Origin of the sequence: Amycolatopsis sp. NPDC051102 (genome assembly GCF_040682815.1) — a bacterium.
GTDB lineage: Bacteria > Actinomycetota > Actinomycetes > Mycobacteriales > Pseudonocardiaceae > Amycolatopsis.
On record NZ_JBFBBT010000009.1, the window covers coordinates 98,753 to 118,120 of the forward strand.

At 69.8% G+C, this 19,368-nt stretch carries 21 protein-coding genes and 2 pseudogenes; 11 read left to right on the top strand and 12 right to left on the bottom strand.

Annotated features, from left to right (window positions below; genetic code table 11):
• Positions 1–133: 133 nt before the first annotated feature.
• The 5 genes from AB0M93_RS24895 to AB0M93_RS24915 form a co-directional block, all read right to left on the bottom strand.
• Complete coding sequence (locus tag AB0M93_RS24895) at positions 134–973, bottom strand: hypothetical protein (RefSeq protein ID WP_364276646.1); 840 nt, start codon at positions 971–973, stop codon at positions 134–136.
• 95 nt (positions 974–1,068) lie between these two features.
• A complete protein-coding gene (locus tag AB0M93_RS24900; protein WP_364276648.1) occupies positions 1,069–1,275 on the bottom strand; it encodes a LuxR C-terminal-related transcriptional regulator in 207 nt (68 codons plus the stop codon).
• A gap of 177 nt (positions 1,276–1,452) precedes the next feature.
• Positions 1,453–1,674, bottom strand: coding sequence for a hypothetical protein (locus AB0M93_RS24905; protein WP_364276649.1), 222 nt, complete (start codon positions 1,672–1,674; stop codon positions 1,453–1,455).
• A gap of 539 nt (positions 1,675–2,213) precedes the next feature.
• The gene (locus tag AB0M93_RS24910) at positions 2,214–2,948 is read right to left on the bottom strand and encodes a GAF and ANTAR domain-containing protein (RefSeq protein ID WP_364276651.1); all 735 of its coding nucleotides are present in this window, start codon (positions 2,946–2,948) and stop codon (positions 2,214–2,216) included.
• Between the two features lie 41 nt (positions 2,949–2,989).
• Positions 2,990–3,739, bottom strand: coding sequence for a GAF and ANTAR domain-containing protein (locus AB0M93_RS24915; RefSeq protein ID WP_364276653.1), 750 nt, complete (start codon positions 3,737–3,739; stop codon positions 2,990–2,992).
• A gap of 496 nt (positions 3,740–4,235) precedes the next feature.
• Between AB0M93_RS24915 and AB0M93_RS24920 the strand changes: the two genes are divergently transcribed.
• Together AB0M93_RS24920 and AB0M93_RS24925 are read left to right on the top strand one after the other, a co-directional pair.
• On the top strand, positions 4,236–4,532 hold the full coding sequence (locus AB0M93_RS24920) for a hypothetical protein (protein WP_364276655.1): 297 nt from the start codon (positions 4,236–4,238) through the stop codon (positions 4,530–4,532).
• A gap of 623 nt (positions 4,533–5,155) precedes the next feature.
• Positions 5,156–5,353 carry a hypothetical protein gene (locus AB0M93_RS24925; protein WP_364276657.1) on the top strand — a complete coding sequence of 66 codons (198 nt, stop codon included), beginning with the start codon at positions 5,156–5,158 and terminating at the stop codon, positions 5,351–5,353.
• Between the two features lie 12 nt (positions 5,354–5,365).
• Here the strand turns inward: AB0M93_RS24925 and AB0M93_RS24930 are convergent, their stop codons facing one another.
• The 4 genes and pseudogenes from AB0M93_RS24930 to AB0M93_RS24945 all read right to left on the bottom strand — a co-directional run bounded on the left by AB0M93_RS24930 (position 5,366) and on the right by AB0M93_RS24945 (position 7,730).
• Complete coding sequence (locus AB0M93_RS24930) at positions 5,366–5,536, bottom strand: hypothetical protein (protein WP_364277070.1); 171 nt, start codon at positions 5,534–5,536, stop codon at positions 5,366–5,368.
• 63 nt (positions 5,537–5,599) lie between these two features.
• Positions 5,600–6,030 (bottom strand): annotated as a pseudogene (locus tag AB0M93_RS24935) (phosphoketolase); the annotation flags it as partial.
• A 216-nt stretch (positions 6,031–6,246) separates the two neighbouring features.
• A complete protein-coding gene (locus AB0M93_RS24940; RefSeq protein ID WP_364276659.1) occupies positions 6,247–6,735 on the bottom strand; it encodes a hypothetical protein in 489 nt (162 codons plus the stop codon).
• Between the two features lie 398 nt (positions 6,736–7,133).
• Entirely contained in the window at positions 7,134–7,730 is a 597-nt protein-coding gene (locus tag AB0M93_RS24945) for a TetR/AcrR family transcriptional regulator (protein ID WP_364276661.1), read from the bottom strand.
• Between the two features lie 80 nt (positions 7,731–7,810).
• Here AB0M93_RS24945 and AB0M93_RS24950 point away from each other — a divergent pair.
• The 5 genes and pseudogenes from AB0M93_RS24950 to AB0M93_RS24970 all read left to right on the top strand — a co-directional run.
• Positions 7,811–8,506: pseudogene (locus AB0M93_RS24950) on the top strand (DUF4389 domain-containing protein); the annotation flags it as partial.
• 784 nt (positions 8,507–9,290) lie between these two features.
• On the top strand, positions 9,291–9,698 hold the full coding sequence (locus tag AB0M93_RS24955) for a helix-turn-helix transcriptional regulator (protein ID WP_364276663.1): 408 nt from the start codon (positions 9,291–9,293) through the stop codon (positions 9,696–9,698).
• 269 nt (positions 9,699–9,967) lie between these two features.
• A complete protein-coding gene (locus AB0M93_RS24960; RefSeq protein WP_364276665.1) occupies positions 9,968–10,558 on the top strand; it encodes a dTMP kinase in 591 nt (196 codons plus the stop codon).
• Between the two features lie 478 nt (positions 10,559–11,036).
• Complete coding sequence (locus AB0M93_RS24965; protein ID WP_364276667.1) at positions 11,037–11,828, top strand: GAF and ANTAR domain-containing protein; 792 nt, start codon at positions 11,037–11,039, stop codon at positions 11,826–11,828.
• A gap of 105 nt (positions 11,829–11,933) precedes the next feature.
• Positions 11,934–12,320, top strand: a complete 387-nt coding sequence (locus tag AB0M93_RS24970; protein WP_364276669.1) for an STAS domain-containing protein — start codon at positions 11,934–11,936, stop codon at positions 12,318–12,320.
• A 79-nt stretch (positions 12,321–12,399) separates the two neighbouring features.
• On the opposite strand, the gene AB0M93_RS24975 is transcribed toward AB0M93_RS24970, so the two are convergent.
• Complete coding sequence (locus AB0M93_RS24975) at positions 12,400–12,957, bottom strand: STAS domain-containing protein (RefSeq protein ID WP_364276671.1); 558 nt, start codon at positions 12,955–12,957, stop codon at positions 12,400–12,402.
• Positions 12,958–13,214: 257 nt separating this feature from the next.
• On the opposite strand from AB0M93_RS24975, the gene AB0M93_RS24980 reads away from it, so the two are divergent.
• The 3 genes from AB0M93_RS24980 to AB0M93_RS24990 all read left to right on the top strand — a co-directional run bounded on the left by AB0M93_RS24980 (position 13,215) and on the right by AB0M93_RS24990 (position 16,666).
• Complete coding sequence (locus tag AB0M93_RS24980; RefSeq protein ID WP_364276673.1) at positions 13,215–13,934, top strand: GAF domain-containing protein; 720 nt, start codon at positions 13,215–13,217, stop codon at positions 13,932–13,934.
• 49 nt (positions 13,935–13,983) lie between these two features.
• Entirely contained in the window at positions 13,984–15,465 is a 1,482-nt protein-coding gene (locus AB0M93_RS24985) for a PP2C family protein-serine/threonine phosphatase (RefSeq protein WP_364276675.1), read from the top strand.
• 139 nt (positions 15,466–15,604) lie between these two features.
• Complete coding sequence (locus AB0M93_RS24990) at positions 15,605–16,666, top strand: alpha/beta hydrolase (RefSeq protein WP_364276677.1); 1,062 nt, start codon at positions 15,605–15,607, stop codon at positions 16,664–16,666.
• Between the two features lie 85 nt (positions 16,667–16,751).
• Here AB0M93_RS24990 and AB0M93_RS24995 read toward each other — a convergent pair whose 3' ends face one another.
• A complete protein-coding gene (locus AB0M93_RS24995) occupies positions 16,752–17,108 on the bottom strand; it encodes an STAS domain-containing protein (RefSeq protein WP_364276679.1) in 357 nt (118 codons plus the stop codon).
• 486 nt (positions 17,109–17,594) lie between these two features.
• On the opposite strand from AB0M93_RS24995, the gene AB0M93_RS25000 reads away from it, so the two are divergent.
• A complete protein-coding gene (locus AB0M93_RS25000) occupies positions 17,595–18,362 on the top strand; it encodes a GAF and ANTAR domain-containing protein (RefSeq protein ID WP_364276681.1) in 768 nt (255 codons plus the stop codon).
• A gap of 478 nt (positions 18,363–18,840) precedes the next feature.
• Here the strand turns inward: AB0M93_RS25000 and AB0M93_RS25005 are convergent, their stop codons facing one another.
• Complete coding sequence (locus AB0M93_RS25005; RefSeq protein WP_364276682.1) at positions 18,841–19,179, bottom strand: STAS domain-containing protein; 339 nt, start codon at positions 19,177–19,179, stop codon at positions 18,841–18,843.
• Between the last annotated feature and the right edge of the window lie 189 nt (positions 19,180–19,368).

The window sequence follows — 19,368 nt, forward strand, 5'->3', positions numbered from 1 at the left end:
CGTGGACGTAGTCGAGTCTGGCCGTTCGGCAGCTCGCGCACGGGCTCGCGGTGACGTCGCCTTCCGCTGGGCGATCACGCGATAGCGGCTGAGCCGTAGGTGGGCCGTAGGTGCGCCGGCGCCAACCTCCCGGCTACTGGGCCTGCCGCCGCCCGTGATCGAACAACGCTGTCTCTTCCTGATTGACGCTACCGACCTGGCCCTGCTCGCCAGCGGGCACTGGCTGCACACCGGCCTCAACCCCGGCAGCATCTTCATCAGCGGCGGCTGCGCCCTCGGTATTTACTCCTTCGCCATCGCGCTTCCGGAGCTGGCGGTGAAGCAGCTTGCTCAACGCATTGACAGCTTCGTAGATACGTGCGCCTATGAAGTCGTCAGGACGTTGTCGGTTCCGCCCGAGCCGCCATTTTCGGTCTCCCGAATCAAATGCCAAGACCGCGACATTGACTCCGAAAAGGTCGATTCCCAGAGAGGGAGTGATCGGCTCCCGGGGCCTCGAATTCAGAAGCTTGCCTTGCCCGTTGCGCCTCCACCAGTGTCCTGCCGCGTCGCGAAAAGTCATCTCCGGCAGCGGTTCTTCGGCGATCCGATCCACCGCCAGGGTGGCGTCCACGGGACCACTGCCGAACCGGAATGCATGCTTACGTCCCAGGATCGCCCGATCGTAGCCGGGTAGTAAGCGTTCTTCGGGTTGACCGGGCTCGAGCCTCGTCAAGGTGATGATCTCGGCCTCGAACGGTTTGATCGTAAGAGAGTAAACAGCGAGATCACTGTGGTTGGCGATCAATAACCGACGCTCCTCGCCCTCGCCGGGCGACGTCCAGACAGCAATCTTGCCCGCCTGCTCACGCTCCTTGTCGCGAACGCTGCGACGATAGGCCAAGGCCGCCGTCGCCAGCGAACCGCTCGTCAACACGGTACCGGTCCAGGCCGGCACGTTGCCCCAGTCCCATCCCAGCCAGCCCGCTACCACGAAGTCCTCCGTACGCCGAACGCGAAGCCGGTGCCTCTGGTGAGGGTCAGTGTGACCCGCCGCTCGCGCGGGACTGTCGAAGAACCATCGGACGGTCAACCTCCGGGTGCCGTCGTCAACCCCGTCGCCGGCGCGGTCCCCATCGCCTCCGCGAGTTCGGTCCGGCCGCGCAGGCCGAGCTTGCGGTAGGTGCTTGTCAGGTGCTCGACCGCTCGCACGCTGACCCCGAGGCGCCGCGCCGCTTCCTGGTTGCTCAGCCCCGCGCCGACCAGCCGGGCCACCCGGACTTCCGTCTTCGACAACAGGGAACGCCAGTCCGGGATCCCGCGTCGAGCGGACTCCCGGGCGACCGACCCCGCCGAAGTGGCGACCGCTTCCCGGAGTATGGCCACCCCTCTGGGCCTTCATAGAGCTTACCGATAATCCGCCGCGCCCGCCCGATCGTGACCGGGTTTGCCGGGACGGTCATGGTCGCCTGCTCACTCTCCGCCGGGCGCAGCACCCGCACGCCCCGGCGGGACGCCCGCGCCGCTGAGCACCCCGGCCGCCGACAGCACGACCCCGGTGGCGGCTTCCACGATCTTCGTGGCAGCGAGGAAGCCGGTCAGAGCCAGCGCGGTGCCCAGCCCGGGCTCGCCGCTGGGGCCGCCTGGTCGCACCCGGTGGTCCGGCTCGGGAAGCCGCTGGTCCTCGGCGCTCACCCCGGACTCTTCCCAGGCTGTGCGCCGGAAGCCGACGTTTGGAGTCGCCGGACCGCGCGGGCGCACGTCGTCGCCCACCGTCGGACCCAAGCATCTCGATGGTCCCTGCCCTGCGTTGACACGACTTGCAGGCGTACACCCACGACGCGGCCTCCCGGATCTTCCCAAGCGGCGTGCATCGCCGGGGTCCGGGACGAGACACAGTTTCACCGAGAGATTAGTGAGCTTGCACAGATCGTTACTCCGCCGAACGGTCCAAGAATTGAGAACCGTTGTCTCACAATGGTTACGGCGATCAATTGCACTCTCTGCGCTGCGCGTGCAAATTCCCGCGAGCCCGGCAACATCATTTTCGTCGTGCTTTCCGACACTCACGTTCGCACGTGCAGGCGGCGGGAGCGATGGCGTCCGACCCGTTCGGCTCCTCGAGACGCGGTCTTCGTCGCACAGCGGCATCCGGGAAGATCCATCTGTCTCACAGGGTCGGGAAGATTCACGTGCATCGGCGAAATGGATTCAAGAAGCCGACCTCGGCGCGTTCAATCGGTCGTGCCTGCGCCATCGGTCAGATCTCGTACGTTCGCCGAACGGGTGACGACCTCGCCGGCTACTTCGGTGAGCCGGCGGCCGCGCGCCCGCGCGTAACCTCGCAGCAGGTCGAAGGCCGTGGCGACATCGACCCCGAGGCGCTCGGCCACGAAGCCCTTCGCCTGCTCGATGACGACCCGGCTGTTCAACGCCGTCTGCAGCTGCTCGACGAGGATTTCATGCTGCCGGACCACTCGCGCCTGAAGCAGGCCGATCGTGGCCACGTCGACCATCGCCTTCGCCGCCCGCACCGACTCCTGGTCCGGCTCGCCGGCGGCGCTTTTGAACAGGCAGAGGACGCCGACGTTTTCCTCACGCAGCCGCATCGGGACGGCGTAGACCGCCGCGTACCCCGCTGTAGCCGCTATTTCCCGAAGCCGGGGCCACAGGGTGTCGCCGGCGGCGAGATCCGGGTGGCTCACCGGCACGCCGGTGAGCCACGCCTCGTGTCCCGGACCTTCCTCGACTTGGATCTGGAACAGTTCCATGACTTCCGGTGCTTCGTCGGCACTGGCTACAACTTGGAGCCGGCCGTGCGGGCGCGCCAGCAGGACGCCAGCCGCCTCGGCGTCCAGCAGTTCGACACACCGGCCCGCCAACAGATGCAGGAAGTCGATCAGGTCGAAGTCGCCGGTGAGCGTATCGGCCAGCTCGACGAGGGTGTCGATCAGCCCGGCTTCACGCATTGCGTCCTTCCACTCGTGCAGTCTACGGCCACCGGCCCCGGTCATCGGTTGTCCGGGTCGGGGTCGAACCGCGTCCGGCGGGCAACGATGTCGGCCGCGAGTTCGGACAGGCGACGACCGTCGGCGAAGGCCCGCGCTCGCAACCGGGCGAATGCGGTGTCTGGATCGGTGTTCAGCTGCGCGGCGACCATCCCGGTCGCCTGATGCACTTGGGGGCCCACGAGCGGGAATTCGTCCTCCGCCGGGCCGGGGACCTTCCCACCCGCGGCGACCTGCTCCCCCAGCAGCATCGCCAGCACGAGGTCGGCGAAGAGCAGGGCTTCCCGGAGGATCGCCGCTTCGGGCGCGATCGGCGTGCCGTGCAGCAGGGCGAGCACGCCGACTCGCACCACGCCGACGGCCAGCGGGAAACCGAAGCACGCCCGTGCGCCCGCCTCGACCGCAAGCGGCGCGAACAACGGCCACCTGCGCAGCGCCTGGGCTGTGCCGAGGTCGGTGACAACCGCAGGGGACGCCAGCTCGAAAGCATCCCCGATCGGCCCCTCGCCCACAGTCACTTCGATCTCGGGGATCCGGCGGCCGAGTTCGCCGCTCGCGCTGCGCAGCTTCGCCACACCCGTCGTCCCGATCACGACCAGGCAGGTCCCCGCGCCCCCGAACCGCTCCGCGGCGACCTCGCACACAAATTCGACGGACAGTTCCCGGCCACGTTCCCCGGCCAAGGCGGTCACCGCCACCCACAGCCGGCCCAACGGGGAGTTCTCGCCCCACTCGTCACGGATAGCGGACACCCTGCTCAGCACTTCCCGGCTCGGCGATCGGCGATTCCCGACGACAGGAAGCGCCCATGCAAGATACCCGAGTGCCGTCGCGCCCCACGCTCCTGCAGGGCGCCGATCGGTCCTGCACGGTTGCCGGCCCCGCAGACCCACGGAATAGGCCGAAAGTTCTCCGGCAGATGACCAGCGGCCTTTCTCCCGCGGAACCGGGCAGACAACACTGGATGAACCGACCGAGGGATGGAGCCGGGCCGTACGCGTGCGACTTTCGCTGCCGAGCCGACCCCGGCGACGTCCGCGGTCCACGGTTCACAGCACCGCAAGGCAAACCGATCTCGCGCGCCGACCGGAACCGGAACCGTCACCCTCCTTTGAGGCTCCCCCATCCGGGGGTCTCAATTCTGGTGAATGGCACAACGCGACTAGGCTCTCCGGACCGCCCCAGACCTCGGCGTGCCCGACGTTCCCCGCACCGCGCGGAACGCACTCACGGCCGAGGAGGAGATGGATGACTGCCGGGAACCCGGACGGTATCGCGCCCGCGGACGACGTCGCTCCCCTGCCACCTCGGCGGCAGATCGCGTTCAGCGTCGGAAACTGGCGCGTCACCTACGCCGGCCCGGATCCGCGCTCGCCGCGGACCGGCACCCTCGTCGGCGGGCCCGAGTTCAGCCCCGAAGGCACCCGTGTCCCCGTCATCGCCGACGACGGCCCCGCGGCCTCGGTGCGCTGGGTCCACGACCGAGAAATCATCGCCGTGACCGCGCAGCCAGCCGACGAACCGCCGGTCCCGAGATGCCGCTGAACTGCGGTCGACGATGGGCGCGGGCGAGGCCCGCGGGTGCTGTTCGGCCGTCCGCCCGGGACACGGCCGGAATCGTTGCGCAACCCCCTGATCGCGCGGCGCCAGGTGTGGAATCCGGGGTACCGAGAGCATTTCGGGCGCCGACGGCGGAGGCAGCGTTGTCCCCGGCTTCCCACCACATCGGCCATCACGATCGGGACGGGACAGCGGCATGACGCCGGAATCGCCCGCCGGAACCAGAACGTCCGCCGCGGCAACCCCCGGCGGCGCCCCGGCCCCGTCACGACACCACCGAAGACGACAAGGGCGGGACCGAAGGCGGGCACGTCTCCTGATCTCTCCCACCGAGCCGCTCGCCGAACTCAGGAGCGACGACAGCGGCCGTCCGCGAGCTGGGGATGATCAAGGCTCGTGCACGCGATGGCCCAGGCAGCGAGGGCGGCGGGACCCACCCGTTCGCCGACGCCCCGAGCGGGCCGGCCGGGTTATCCTCGGTGGTGTCCGCCCCGGACCTCGGCGGTGCCACCCCGAAGTGACCGGACCGGGCGGAGGGCTGTGATGATCACTGCGACACCGGGCTCGTCGGGTCCCCGGCGAACCGCACCTCTCGTTTCCCCACACCGATGAGGCAGCCGAAGGTGGCCCCCCGGAAAGAGCCGGACCCGTTCGCCCTCAGCCGCGAGCAACGCCGGCGTGGTGCCCGCGTGGTCGCCTCGGCGACCGACGACGCCGAGGATTGCGCCGCGCTGCTCGCCATCCTCGGGTTGGACCCCGCCGACGGCCTCACGGCGCCGGGCGGTGCGCCCCCCGTTCCGCACTGAACCGTTGTCCGGTCAGCCGGCCCACGTCCAGTCCCGGATTCCCGGCATGTCCTCGAAGTGTTCACGGATGTAGCCGCGGTGGCGGGCCAACATCGCGTGACAGAGCTCGGCCAGCGCCGCCCCGCCTTCGGGCACCCGCGCGGACCTGCGCAGTGCTTCGAGGACGAGGTGGTAGCGGCTCATCCGGTCGAGCACGTTGACCACCCGCACCCGCAGGTAGGGGACGTGGTCGCGGAGCAACCGGGCCGCGGCCAGGACCTCCAGGGTCGGCACGTCACCGGCGGCGGCGAGCACGATGTCGGGTTCGCCGTCGGACGTCTCGGTGCCGGCCAGTCCCAAGTGGACGCTCCCGCGGCGCAGTGGGCGGCCGCTTCCGCGAGGTCGAGGTACTGCAGGTGCTCCTGCTTGTCGGCGACGATCAGGTTGACGTGGTCGCGGCTGCGCAAGCAGTGTTCCGCCACCGACAGGGTGGTGTTGGCGTCCGGCGGGAACCAGAGGCGCACGACAGCGGGCGCCAGCGGGATGGCGATGTCGATCAGGCCGGGCCCCTGGTGCGAGAAACCGTTATTGTCGTTGCGCCAGCAGGTCGAGGTCAACAGGACGTTGAGCGACGCGACCGAGCGCCGCCACGGCAGGTCCGCGGCGTGCTGCAACCACTTGGCGTGCTGGATCAGCATAGGCCGCTCCGGCACCGGGGCGGCCGCCGAGGGCCGGAGGTCTGTGGTCAACGGCAGTGACCACCTCACGACGGCCGAACTCGCCACCCGCACCGCTGGGCGTCCTCCCAGATCGCCCGGCTGCTGCCCCTCGACACCGAACGGCCGCGCTCTCCGCGGCGCGGCCGTTCTGGACGATCCCGTTCGTCCCGGTGCGGGCGGCAGGGTCAGGGTTGTCTACGACGCCGTCGGGAGGAGGCAGGCGTAGCTCAGCGGGAGTAGGCTCACGAACGTTCCCCCGGACCCGGTGCAGATCCGGCTCGCCTCCGCGACGCGGCGGTTGACGGAGCTGAGGGGGTTGAACACGCAGACGTAGCCGACCGGGTTCACGGTGAGGGACAACACGCCACCGGTCGCGGTGCACAGCTGGGTTGCGTTCGCCGTACCGGAGCCCGGGCCGGTCGTGGGTGGAGTGCCGGTGTTCTCGCAACTGGCGTGGATGTCGGGGTCGGGTGCAAGTCCCTGGCAGGTGTCGGTACCGAGACCGCCGTCGAGACTGTCCTGGCTGCCGTCGTCGGAAGCGCCGATGAGGGTGTCGTTCCCGTCCCCGCCGTTGATCGTGTCGTCGAAGTCCGAGCCGGTGATCGTCTTGCCGGGGTTCGTGCCGCCGCAGTCGATCGTGTCGTTGCCGGGGCTTCCGGTCACGGTCGTGTCGGTCTGGGTCACACCGGGACCCACGACGCAGTTGACAGCGGCATCGGCGGCCGGCGGGGCGATCATCCAGAAGGCCGGGACCGCGACAACCGCGGCGACGAACCCTCGACGGAATCAAGCCTGTCGAATTCTCATGACTTCATTCCCTGGAACGCAATTCAGCGATGTCTCACCTTGACGCGGCGCGCCAACGTGACTGAGTTGTGCGAACCACAAGCCATCCACATCCGCCGCGGTTTCGACGTCTGCTTCCCGGGCACCAAAAAACTCCTGCGTCCGCCCGGATCAATACCGCCATCCCCCGAACGGACGCACACTCTACGGAACCGACACGGCAATTGCGGGGCCGACGGCGACACCGAAGACAATGGAGTCCCATGCGGGCACATTCCGCGAAACGGGTCGCACTGTCACCGCGGAGCCGACCGTTCGGCACGAACGGCCGCAACGTGTGCGGCGAGGCCGTCGAGCAGGCGGTCGACGGCCCAGCGGAAACGAGTGGTTCCCGCTTCCGGGTCGTCCGGTGGCGCGGCCACTTCGAAGGCGACCGAGCCCAGGAGGTGGGTGTTGATCAGGTAGGACGCGTCGGCGGCGGCCCGCCCCAGGCCGGCGTCGGCCAGGATGGCCAGCAGGGTTTCGCGCACGGCCTGCGTGTGGGGCCCGTCGGGTGGATGACTGAGCATGAGGTGCACCGATCCCGGATGGGCCAGCAGTTCGGCTCGCAGTTCGAGGGCGAAGGCCCGGATGCGGTCGCGCCAGCTCTGCGACGGATCGGCGAACCGGTCGTGGTCGACCCGGCCGAGCAGGTGCTCCGCAAGACCTCGCACCACCGCGGCCTTGTCCGGAAAATAGGTGTACACCGCGTTGGGGGCGACACCGACCCGAGCCGCGATCCCCCGGATCGTGACCGCGTCGGCACCACCTTCGGCGAGCAGGGCGAGTGCCGCGTCGAGGATGTCTTGCTCACTCAGAGTCCGCCGGCGCCCCGGGCGGCCCTTTTTGTCCACTTTTCCTCCCGGCAGCCCGTATCGGTATGCATTTGTACAGCGTACAGTTATTGTACATCGTACAGATTTGAGGCGAGGACATGAACGGAACCGTCCATACGGATCCACGAACTCCCGGCACGCCGGACCGGTCCTACCCGGTGCGCGTCCGGGCAGTGCTGGACACCCCGGTGTCACGCGGGTTGTGGCTGGTGAAATGGCTGCTCCTCGTTCCGCACGTGCTGGTGCTCATCGTGCTGTGGGCCGCGTTCTGGGTGCTCGGCATCGTCGCGTTCTTCGCCATCCTGATCACCGGCCGCTACCCGCGGAAGATCTTCGACTTCAACGTCGGAGTACTGCGCTGGAGCTGGCGGGTGACCTACTACGGCTACGGCGTCCTCGGCACCGACCGCTACCCGCCGTTCAGCCTCCGCGAAGAACCCGGCTACCCCGCCACCCTGAGCGTCGAGTACCCCGAGCGGCTCTCCCGCGGGCTCGTACTGGTCAAGTGGTGGCTGCTGGCCATCCCGCACTACCTCATCCTCGCGATCCTCATCGGCGGCGCGACCGGCGCGGCGTGGGGACTCGACGACCGCAGCTGGGCCTGGGGCGGCAGCCTCGTCGGCCTGCTCGTCCTGATCGCCGCGATCACCCTGACGTTCACCGGCCACTACCCCCGCCCGCTGTTCGACTTCATCGTCGGCATCCAACGCTGGGGCCTGCGCGTCGCGGTCTACGCCGCGCTGATGACCGACCGGTACCCGCCGTTCCGCCTCGACAGCGGCGGCGACGAGCCCGACGCTCCCACGCCTACCGACCCCACCGAAACACCGATGCCCGCCGGCCACGCGGGTCCGTGACGGGAGAATCGGCCGCCCAGCAGGTCATCCCGGTCGCCGGTCATCGAATCCTTCATCTGGGGTCTCTCCGGTAACCGGCGTAGCGCGCCTAGGCTGTTCGGTCTGCCCCGGACCTCGGCGCGCCCGCCGCTCCACCCTCGAGTGGAACGCACCAGCGTACGAGGAGACGACCATGACGGCCGGGAACCCCCACCGACTCCCGCCGCGACGGCAGATCGCGTTCAGCTTCGGGCACCGGCGAATCACCTACACCGGAAGGAGCCACGCTCACCCCGGACCGGGAAATCGCCGGCCAGCCCGAGTTCGGCACACGAGGCGTCCGCGTCCCCGTCAGCGCACCACCGGCCGAAGAAGCCACCGGGCCATCGACGTGCTCCCCGGACAGGCAAGGGTGCCATCGTGCCCGGTAGCGCCGCTCGCAGAGCACGTACCGTAAAAAGCGCGCTGCTGCAATCGGCGATGGTGGGGGGCCCGACTACGACCGACACGAACGGTGAGAACGGCTGCGAGCCGGTTCCGACGGCTTCCCACCGCACGGGCCGTCAGGGCGGGAACGACGTGATTTCGGAACATCCAGCCATAGCGCTCCTTCCTGGGGTTGCTCGATCAGCGAACGTTGGTGGCCTGGCACCAACCTTGAGTCATGTCGCGCCGCTAGGCATCCGCCGACGTCCTTTGGCGATCGGCTGACAGACTCAAGCCGACGAGGGACAATTCGAACGTGGCCAATCGGGAGGTGCCTGCCGAGGTGGGCATCTCCGCGCGGGAGGCCGAGGTACTCGCTGCGCTCGGTGAACACCTGACCAACGCCGAGATCGGCGCCCGGCTGTTCATCTCCGTCCGCACTGTGGAAAGTCATGTCTCCTCTCTGCTGCGGAAGCTTCAGGTGACCGACCGCCGCGCCCTGGCGGTTGTCGCAGCGACCACCGCTGGATTGCCGCAAGGGTTGCTGTGCACCCCCAACTGCCTCGCCGCCAACGACGAATACGTGCGCCTGTGCGCATTCGCCCGCGAAAAACGGCGCTCGGTACGTCCTGCTCAACCCGCTCGGAAGCATGGGCCGCGGTGTGAAGTCGCAGCGGAAACTGGCGAAGACGGGCCATTCACATGCAGGAGATCTTCGAGCTGACCGCCCCGTCCGACGGGCCTGACCTCGACATCGCCCACATCCGCTTCCCCAACACCGACCGCGACATCGCCGACCGCCTCGACGCCTACCGGTTCCACGACCGGTTCAAGGTCGGCGCGAACCCGACATGCACATCCTGCAGCCTCGAATCCGCCTGCGGGAAGGGTGCCCGGCCGCGGTCGTCGCCGCGGGTGGCCACATCGGCGACGTCGACATCGAGCTGTGCCCCGTCACTGCCGAGGGGACCGTCCGCTGCCGCTGGCCGTCGCATGACGACGCGACTGCCCGGCACGCTGGTGACCTTCGAGGGAGCCGGCGGAGTCGGGAAGACCACGATCACCGAGCTGGTCGCCGGCCTGCTCAAAGCCGATGGCGTTGCCGTGCACGCTGCGGTCCAACCGTCCCGGACTCCTCTGGGTGAGCTGGCCCGGCGCGGCACCGACACCTACCGCGACATGGCCTGGCCTGCCTCTGCGCGGCCGACCGGCACCACCAGCTGGACCACCGAAATACTCCCGGCACTCGCCGAGGGCAAGGTCGTACTCTGCGACCGATACGTGGCATCGTCGCTGGTCCTGCAACGACTCGATGACATCCCGCTCGACGTCGTCTGGGCGCTCAACCACGGCGCTTACCGGCCAGATCTCGTGTGCGCGCTCAGCGCTCCGCCTGCGGATGTCGAGCGGCGGCTACGCGCCCGCGGCGGACACAGCCGCTTCGCGCGCACCGCCGGGAGCAGCTTCCACGAAAGCAACGGCTATCTCGCGGCCACGACCTTCCTGCACGATCAGGGCTGGCCTGTCCGGTCGTCGACTGCGCCGACGACCCGCGCAAGACGGCTGGCACCATCATCGACCTGATCCACCACGCCCTCGCGGAGAGCCCGGCATGCCCCGGCCCGGCACCCACCTGATCGCCGAGTCCTGCTGCGGCGCCGGCTGGTCAGTCACCTTTCCCTGACCACGCCGACAAGGCGCCGTCCACCGGTAGGGCGGGACACGAGCCACCGCGGCCGCCACCAGCGTCCGTCCACAACCGAGGCGCCGGTACTCGGCGGCGGCGTGGACGAACGTCTGCTGAGGTGGCCGGTTGGGGCGACGACCCCGCCGGCCCCTTGTTTGGAGCCAGCGGGGTCTAGATCCGAAGGAGCCCGTACGGGAGGATCCGGACCTACCCCCTCGTTACCCGGCCACCCCACTTCGAAACCCGCCTCCCGCTGTGAGGTCGCCGCCGGGCGGCCGCCGGCTCGTAGCGGCCGGACGGTCCGGCAGGCTAAGTTGGTCGTCGCGATGGTTGAGAAGGCAGCTGTCTTCCAGGGCGACCCTAGGGAGAACGGCAATGGGCAGTGAGCAGGACTGGCAGCTGGACAAAGCGACGTTCGTCGCGGACCTCGAGCCACCGGGGCCCGGACCCTTGGCCCGCCAATTCGCCGAGCTGACGGCCGGCCTGCTCGCCGCGGCCACCGTCGAGGACATCCTGCAGCGCGTGCTCGAAGCCACCACGCTGATGGTCCCGGCCGCCGACCTGGCCAGCTTCACCCTGCTCGACGCCGGCGGACACTTCCATACACCCGCGGAGACCGGCGAAGTCGCCGTCGAACTCGACCGGCTGCAATACCGGTTCCGGGAAGGGCCGTGCGTCGAGGCCGCCGTCCCCGGCGGCCCGGCGGTGGCCATCGCCCCGGACCTGACCGATGAGCCCCGCTGGTCCCGCTGGGCCCCGGCCGCGTCAGCGCTCGGCCTCGGCTCCGTCCTCGCGACCGCGCTCATCAGCGGGCCACCCAGCGGGGAATCCCACGGCGCCCTCAACGTCTACTCCCGCTCCCGCAACGGGTTGAACGAGGCCGACCGCGACGTGCTGCTCCTGCTGGCCACCCACGCTTCCCTCGCCCTGGCCGCCACCGGCGCCGTGACCCGCGCGGAACTGCAGGCCACGCACCTGCGCACGGCGATCGACAGCCGGGACGTGATCGGCCAGGCGAAGGGCATCATCATGGTTCGGCGCGGCATCTCCGCGGACGAAGCGTTCGACATCCTGCGAAGGGCGTCGCAAGACCTCAACATCAAGCTGGCCGAACTCGCCCGCACGCTCGCCGATCGCCACACCGACATCGACCTGCCCACCCGCTGACCGGCGGCTCAGCCCGCGCGTGGCAGCCCAGCCCGACCGCCGAAACGGTGCGGTGGATTCGCCGGCTGCCGAGCACCTACTGCCGGCCCGAGGCAGAATTGCGGCATGTCCGAGGCAGATGGCGCAGGGACCGAGGAGCCACCGGCGGACGGCGCGGGCTCGGCGAATGAGGTGACACTCGAGAAGGTGGGTGAGGCGTTCGTTCTGCGGGTGACCGGAGCGCTGGACCTGGCCGTTGCGCCGAAGCTTCGCCGATTGATCGACCGCGTGCAGCGGCTGGCCCCCTCGCTGTTGGTCATCGACTTGACCGAGGTCAGCTTCTTGGCCTCTACGGGGATGACGGAACTGGTGCGGGCCGATCGCCTCGCGGCGTCGACGGCAGTACGGGTCGTGGCCACCGGGCGGATCACGTTGCGACCGCTCGAACTCGCGCGCCTGACGGACGAACTGGTGATCCGTCCCACGCTCTCGGCCGCGTTGGACCGCACGTGACCGGCCACGGCCCTCGTGGCGCCGGGCGAGTCATCGGGTGACGGCGGCCCCGTGGTGGCCCTGTGCGGTCGTTGCCGGGTCAGCGGAGTCGGTGCAGCAGCGACAGCCAGTCCTCGGCATCGGCGCGGTCGTGGTGGACGGGCAGTACGCGGTCGAGCTGCAAGAGCCGGATGGGGCGGAGCACGGCGGGGTGGGTGGCGATGATCGCGCACGGGATTCCGCGGGCGTGGGCGGTGGTCACGGCGTCGAGCAGGACCGACAGGCCGCCGGCGGAGCAGAAGGAGACGTCGCTGAGGTCGACGACCAGCGCGGCGGGCTCGAGCTGCAGCTCCTCGGCCAGGAGGTCCCGTAGGCGTGGGGTGACCGAGAGGTCGACCTCCCCGCTGACGGCGACGGTGGCGTGGTCGGTCGTCGTGGCGACCGCGATGTGGGTGCGGACGTGCTGCGCGGGCGATACCTCAGCCCGGCTGGTGGTGGCGAAGATGCGGTGGCCTCTCGTCGGTGCGGGAAGCCGGGCAGGCCGGTGCTTCCCTGTGGAGCCGGCTGCCTGGACGGCAGAGCGGAGCGGGACGGTCGCGGCGGGAGTCTCGACCGAGGCGTCCCCGCTTGGCGCGGCCCGGCGGCCGGTAACCCGCATGACACCAGCCCCGCAGGAGGAATACTGCCCAGCCGGCGCGGAGCTCAACCACCTTGGTGCCGGCGGCGGGCGCGGCCGGTGAACCCGGCTGGGCGCAAGATCGCGAGGCGCTCGTACGGCTACCTCGGGTTCGTCGGTTGAACGGCTGGAGATCGGGTAGCCAGGTTGCCTGGGCCGGCAAGACCGAGCGCGGAGAGAGGCACCCGGAGATGACCTCGGATATTCCGCATGCGAGTGAGCCGTCGAGTGACGCGCCGGTGCTCGAAGAGCTGACCTCGGGCCGGCTGGCGGCGGTCTTCGCGCGCATGTCCGGTCTGTTGCTGTCGTCCGAGAAGGTGGACACGGCTCTGAGGCTGGTCACCGCACTGGCGGTCGAGATGGTGCCGGGAACGACCGGAGCGGGAATCAGCCTGCTGGACCGCCACGGTGAGCGGGTGACCGCGGCCGCCACGGACGAGGTGGTCGAGCGGGCCGACGCGTTACAGTACCAGCTGGGTTACGGTCCGTGCCTGACCGCATGGGCGGATCGGATGGTCGTGAGAGTCGACGATCTTGCGCAGGATGACCGGTGGCCGGCCTGGTCACGACCGGCGGCCGAGCTGGGGCTGCGCTCGGCGTTGAGTGCGCCGATGGTGGCCGGGCCCAAGCCGCTGGGTGCGCTGAAGGTCTATGCCGTTCCGCCGCATTCCTACGGAGAGCGGGAGGAACACCTCCTCACCATGTTCGCGTCCCAGGCGGCCATGCTCATCAGCAACCTGCGGACCACGCAGGACGCCGAACGCGCCAGCGCCCAGGTCGCTGAAGCGCTGCGTGGCCGAGAGATCGTCAAATTGGCCAAGGGCATTGTCATGGCCCGTGACCGCGTCGACGAACGCGCAGCACTGCTGACGCTGGCTCAGCTGGCCGGGCAAGAGCGCACCACCCTCCGCCACACCGCCGAGCGGCTGGCCCAGTCCACGGTGCGACGGCTGCGATGACCAGCCGCCCCTGTACGGCGACGCCGGCCGTGAGCAACGGTGAACGGCCGTGAAAAACGACCATCCGGTTGACCGGGCGGTTGAGCAGCAACGCAGCCTGGCTCTGGCGTTCAAGCGGGCCGAGCTGTCCGTCGAGGACCTGTGGCTGCGCTACTTCGGGGTGGGCGGCGAGGCCGGCTTCATCGAGATCGACGCGTACTTGCACGGACTGACCGACTTGCCGCCACTGGAACGCGACACCCTCGCCCTCGCGGTGAACGAACGCCTGGACGAGCTGACCTGGACGCACCGGGCCGGTTTCAGCCGGCAGATCCGGGACAGCACCCCGAGAAGCGCGCCGTTCGCTGCCTTGGTGCGGCTGTTGGAGGGCACCGAACTCGCTCCACCCGACCGGCTGCCCAAGGCGGTGGGCACCGCCGCCACCGCGCTCGGTGTGCGGATCGGCGTCTACCTCGTCGACTACGACCAGCGGTGCCTCCACCCCCTCCCGGATGCCGCGCCGGAGCGACCGGTGCCGGAGCGTACGGAGCTCGACGTCGACACCACGCTCGCGGGACGTGCGTTCCGGCAGATCCAGATCCTCCCGTCGGAGTCACCCAGCGGGCCTCGCTTGTGGGTGCCCCTGCTGGACGGGGCGGAACGCCTCGGCGTCCTGGAGGTCGAGGTCGACGAGGCGGACGAGTTGTACGACCCGGGCTTGCGGGTTCAGTGCCGGTGGCTGTCCATGCTGCTCGGACACATGGTCGTCCTGATGTCGCAGTACGGGGACGACCTGGACCGGGTCCGGCTGCGGACCCGGCGGACGGTCAACGCGGAGCTGGTGTGGTCGCTGTTGCCGCCGTTGACCGCCGGCGTCGACAGTTTCGTCGTGACGGGTGTCGTCGAACCTCGCGACAGCGTCAGCGGCGACGCCTTCGACTACGCGCTGTCCGAAACCACCGCGAGCCTCATGGTGCTGGACGCGGTCGGTCACGACCTGCGCAGCGGCCTGATCGCCGCCGCCGCGTTGTCCGCCTACCGCAGCGCTCGCCGGGCCGGCCACGGGCTGTTCGAGCAAGCCCGGCTGATCGACGAAACCATCAGCGGCCACTTCGGCGACGCCGCGTTCGCAACCGCCGTCCTCGTCGAACTCGACCTCACCACGGGACGGTTGCGCTACCTCAACGCCGGCCATCCCCATCCCCTCGTCATGCGCGGCGGGAAAATCGTGAAGCCCTTGGCCGCCGGCCGCTGCCTCCCGCTCGGCCTCGGCTTGGGCGACCTCGAAGTCGGCGAGGAGTTCCTGGAAACGGAGGACTGGCTGCTCCTCTACACCGACGGCATCACCGAGGCCCGCGACAGCACCGGGGAATTCTTCGGCGAACCACGGCTCCTGGATTTCCTGCGCCGCGAGGCCGCCGCGGGCAATCCACCGCCCGAGACCGCCCGCCGGCTCACCAAAGCCGTCCTCCACCACCAGAACGGCACGCTGCAGGACGACGCCACCGTCCTGCTCGCGCGCTGGACCCGCCCGTCCCGCGTCACCCCCTGAGCAACCGCCGCTTCCCCGGACCCGGGGTGCGCCGCAGATCACCCCGCCGGCCGCCGCGGCACCGCGTAGCAGGCTGCGCGAAGGGTAGCCACTTCCCGAGGTCGGCCGGTCCTGCGGCGACGACGCACAAGGGAAGCAGATGCCGAAAACACCAGATCGGGCGTTGAGCCGGCTGACCGGATGGGCAGCCGTGGCGGCGGCGATCCCCCGGCTTCCCGCCCTCCTCGCCCGGGACTACTGGACCGGTTCGGTTGTCGAGTCCGCCGCCGGGCACCGCATGACCGGCATCACCCACGGGCTGTTCGGAGCCCGCCTGCCCGCGTCCGGCCACGGCGCGGGCGCCGAGATGACCGTCCGGTCCGACCGGCAGCCGGTCGGCGTGGACTCCCGGTCGCTCGCCACCGCCTTCCCCGGAGCGACCGGCAGCTTGGCCGTTTTCGTGCACGGGCTGGTCGAAACCGAACGCAGCTGGTTCCGCGGCCCCGCACCGGGGGCCGACTTCGGGTCGCGGCTCGCCGACGACCTGGGCGTCACTCCTGTCCACGTGCGGTACAACACCGGCCACCACGTCTCCGAGAACGGGCGCGACCTCGCCGCCCTGCTGTCTCGGCTGATCGCGGCGTGGCCGGTACCGGTCACCGACGTCGTCCTCATCGGACACTCCATGGGCGGTCTGGTCGCTCGAAGCGCGCTGTACCAAGCACAAGAACGAAACCCGCCCTGGCTCTCCCGGGTGACCCGGCTGGTCTGCCTCGGCACACCGCACAGCGGCGCGCCCCTCGAACGACGCGTCGCCCAGTTCGTGGACCTGCTCGGCAAATCACCCGTGACCGCTCCCCTCACCTGGCTGCTCGCGCTGCGCAGCGACGGGATCCAAGACCTCGCGCACGGCTACCTGCACCACCGGCAGTGGGCCGGCGGCCCCGGAACCGAACGCCCACCGGAGCCCGCACCCCCGGCAGGCGTTCGCCGCCTGTTCGTGTCCGCGACGCTGTCGCGCACGCAGGGAAGCACGTGGGGGCGGTTGTTCGGCGACCTCCTCGTGACGCCGGTGAACGCCGGTGATCTGCCGGAAGAGGCCGACATCGCCTGGCTCGGCGGGATGAACCACTTCGGCCTGCTCCGGGACGATGCTGTCTACGCAACGCTCCTCGGCTGGCTCCGCGATACCACCCGCCCGGCCTCGGGACAGCCCACCTGACCAGGGCGCGCGGTCCAGCGAACCGGGACGTCGGGTGCACGTTGCCCCGGGTGGGCAGCCCCGGGCCGATGAGGGTCGGCAAGCACTACGGCGACAGGGGAAACAGGGTGTCCAGGCCGGTCTGCCGGATTTTCGACCGCGCAATGGGGGACGGGTGCATCCGCAGCGGCACCCCGGCGACGTCGCAGCCTCGCGCCAATTTCACGAGCGCGGTCAGTGACTCCAGCGAGAGGAAGGTCACCGCGGTCAGGTCGACGATCACCTCGCTCGCCGTGCGGGCCCGCTCGGCGGTGGCGCGGGCCGCGGCGGCGAACCGGTCGGTGACGTCCGCGCCGAGCTCACCCCGCGCGCTCAGCGTCACCGGCCCTCCGGCGGATCCGGTGATCTCGACGGCAGCGAATTCGCCTCGCTCGAGGGGGGTGGTGGCGGGGATCGTGGTCATTGCGGTACTTCCGTTCTCGCAGTCGCGAAACAAGCACCGTGTCCTGGAGTTACAGCGCATCCCGGACCCCCGCCGTCACCGCGGGCGGCCCGGATCACCCGGCCGTGGTGCCGGAGCGGGGAAGTCATCTCGGCGTGGTGGTGGCCCCTCGTGGGCCGCACGGTTGCCGTTCCGGGCCACCGGCGGGCCGGCTCCGCCCGGTCATCGTGACGTCGGGCATGCGACGTCCACCACCTTCCGTGAGGCGGGCTCGTCCACTCTGCTGAACACGGGCCCACCGTGAACGCTACTCCGCCGGCCGGGACACCCCGCCTCCGACCGTGCCGAACTGTCACGGTCCGCGCTGACTCACTGACATGCCGTGAGCAGCGGCGCCAGGAGCGGGAACCTGGCCAGCCGGAGATGCTCGGCGTAGCGTCACCCATGTCCGGATAGCGTCCTGCCGGCAGTCCAGGATCAGCTGGACCGTGAGGCGAAAGAGACACCATGACCACCACCGAAGGCCCCCGGCCGGACGCGCAGCCGCGGGCGCAGGTACTGGACGAAGTCACCGGCGCGCTGGAAGCGCTGACCGCCGCCCTCACCGACGAAGAGGACCTGCGGGTCCTGCTGCAGCGGGTCTGCGAACAAGTGACCCGCGCGGTGCCGGGCGTGGACGCGGCCACGATCACCTTGCTGCGCGGCGGCGAGCCCTACACCCCCGCCGGAACCAGCACCGTCTGCGTCGAGCTGGACCGGGACCAGTACCGGCTGGGCGCCGGGCCGTGCCTGGACGCGGCGACATCGGGGAGGGTGACGCGGGTGGCCATCGACGCCGCCGCCGACCGGTGGCCCCGCTTCGCCGCCGACGCCGCAGCCGCCGGGATGGGCAGCTTCCTGTCCGCACCGATCGTCATCGACGGCGAACACGCCGGTGCCGTCAACTGCTACAGCACCGACACCACCGGCTTCGCCGACCTCGACGAGCAGCTACTGGAACTGTTCACCGCGGCGGCCGAAGCCGGGCTACGGGTCTTCGCCCGCTACCGCCACGCCCGCGACCTCGCCCAGCAACTCCAGACCGCCCTCGAGACCCGGGGCGTCATCGAGCAGGCCAAAGGCGTCATCATGGGCGCGCGCCGCATCCCCGCCGACGAAGCCTTCCAGGCACTCGTCGCCCAATCCCAGAACGACAACATCAAACTCCGCGACCTCGCCGCCCGCTTGATCGCCAACCTGCTCACCGACACCAGCGGGATACCGCCTGCCGGGTGAAGCAGTTAAGAGGCAGCAGAACCGGACGCCCCACTCGGCCGACGCTCTCCCCCCGATTTCACTGCCCAGCTGACCGTTGTTCCCCGCCGGCCGCGGACGTGATGGTTCCGTCCACTCTGGACACCGCGAGAACCGAACATGGCACAAGCGTACGAGGGAGGAGTAGAGCGTGCAGCGACATACTCCGGAACCGCGCACGCACGAGCACCCCGCCACGGAGCCGGGCGCATCCGCTGTCGCGCCCGGCGTGGGCGCGCCGATCGATCCTTCAGTACGGTCAAGTCTCGAAGAGCTGGGCACGGCTGTACGCGGAATGGGCCGGCGACACGGTCCGGGTCACCGTGACCGATACCGGGTGCGGTATCCCGCCGGAACCAGCCCGCGGCCGTCCCGTCGGCTTCCGGTGGCCGGGGTCTCCGCCTCATCGACGTGGTCACCGACCGGATGACGGTCGACACGGGTGCGCACGGCAACCCGATCAACGTTCACGGACGGAGCACCAACCGGAGTGAACCACGGCCAGCAGTAGCGCACCGAGATCCTCGCTGTCGGCAAGCACTCCGAGAACTCCGGCGGCCCGCAGTGCATCCCGGACCGGACCGTGGGTGTGCAGAGCGCGGTAGCGCGTGCCGTGTTCGATCGCTGTGGTGTAGCCGGCGAGCAAGGCGCGCATTCCGGCGAAGTCGATGGCAGTGGCGTAATGGAGATCGATCACGAACGTGTCGAGCTGAGTCATCATGATCGCGTCCATGGCCAGCGCCTTCAGCCTTTCAGCCGCTGCGCCGAGCACTTCACCGTGCACGTCGAGCTGCAGCACTGTGCTTCCCGCCCGGTAGGTGCTCACCGAAAACGCCACATCGGCTCCTGCCGCCGGACTTGTTGGCGGCGGGGACTGGGCCGAAGATCGAATGCTCACTGTATCGCTCGTCGCGGTTCGCGACGCCCCGGACAGCAATTCGGCACGGAACCGCATCCGGCACGATGCGCTTGCGGTCCTCGGCAACCT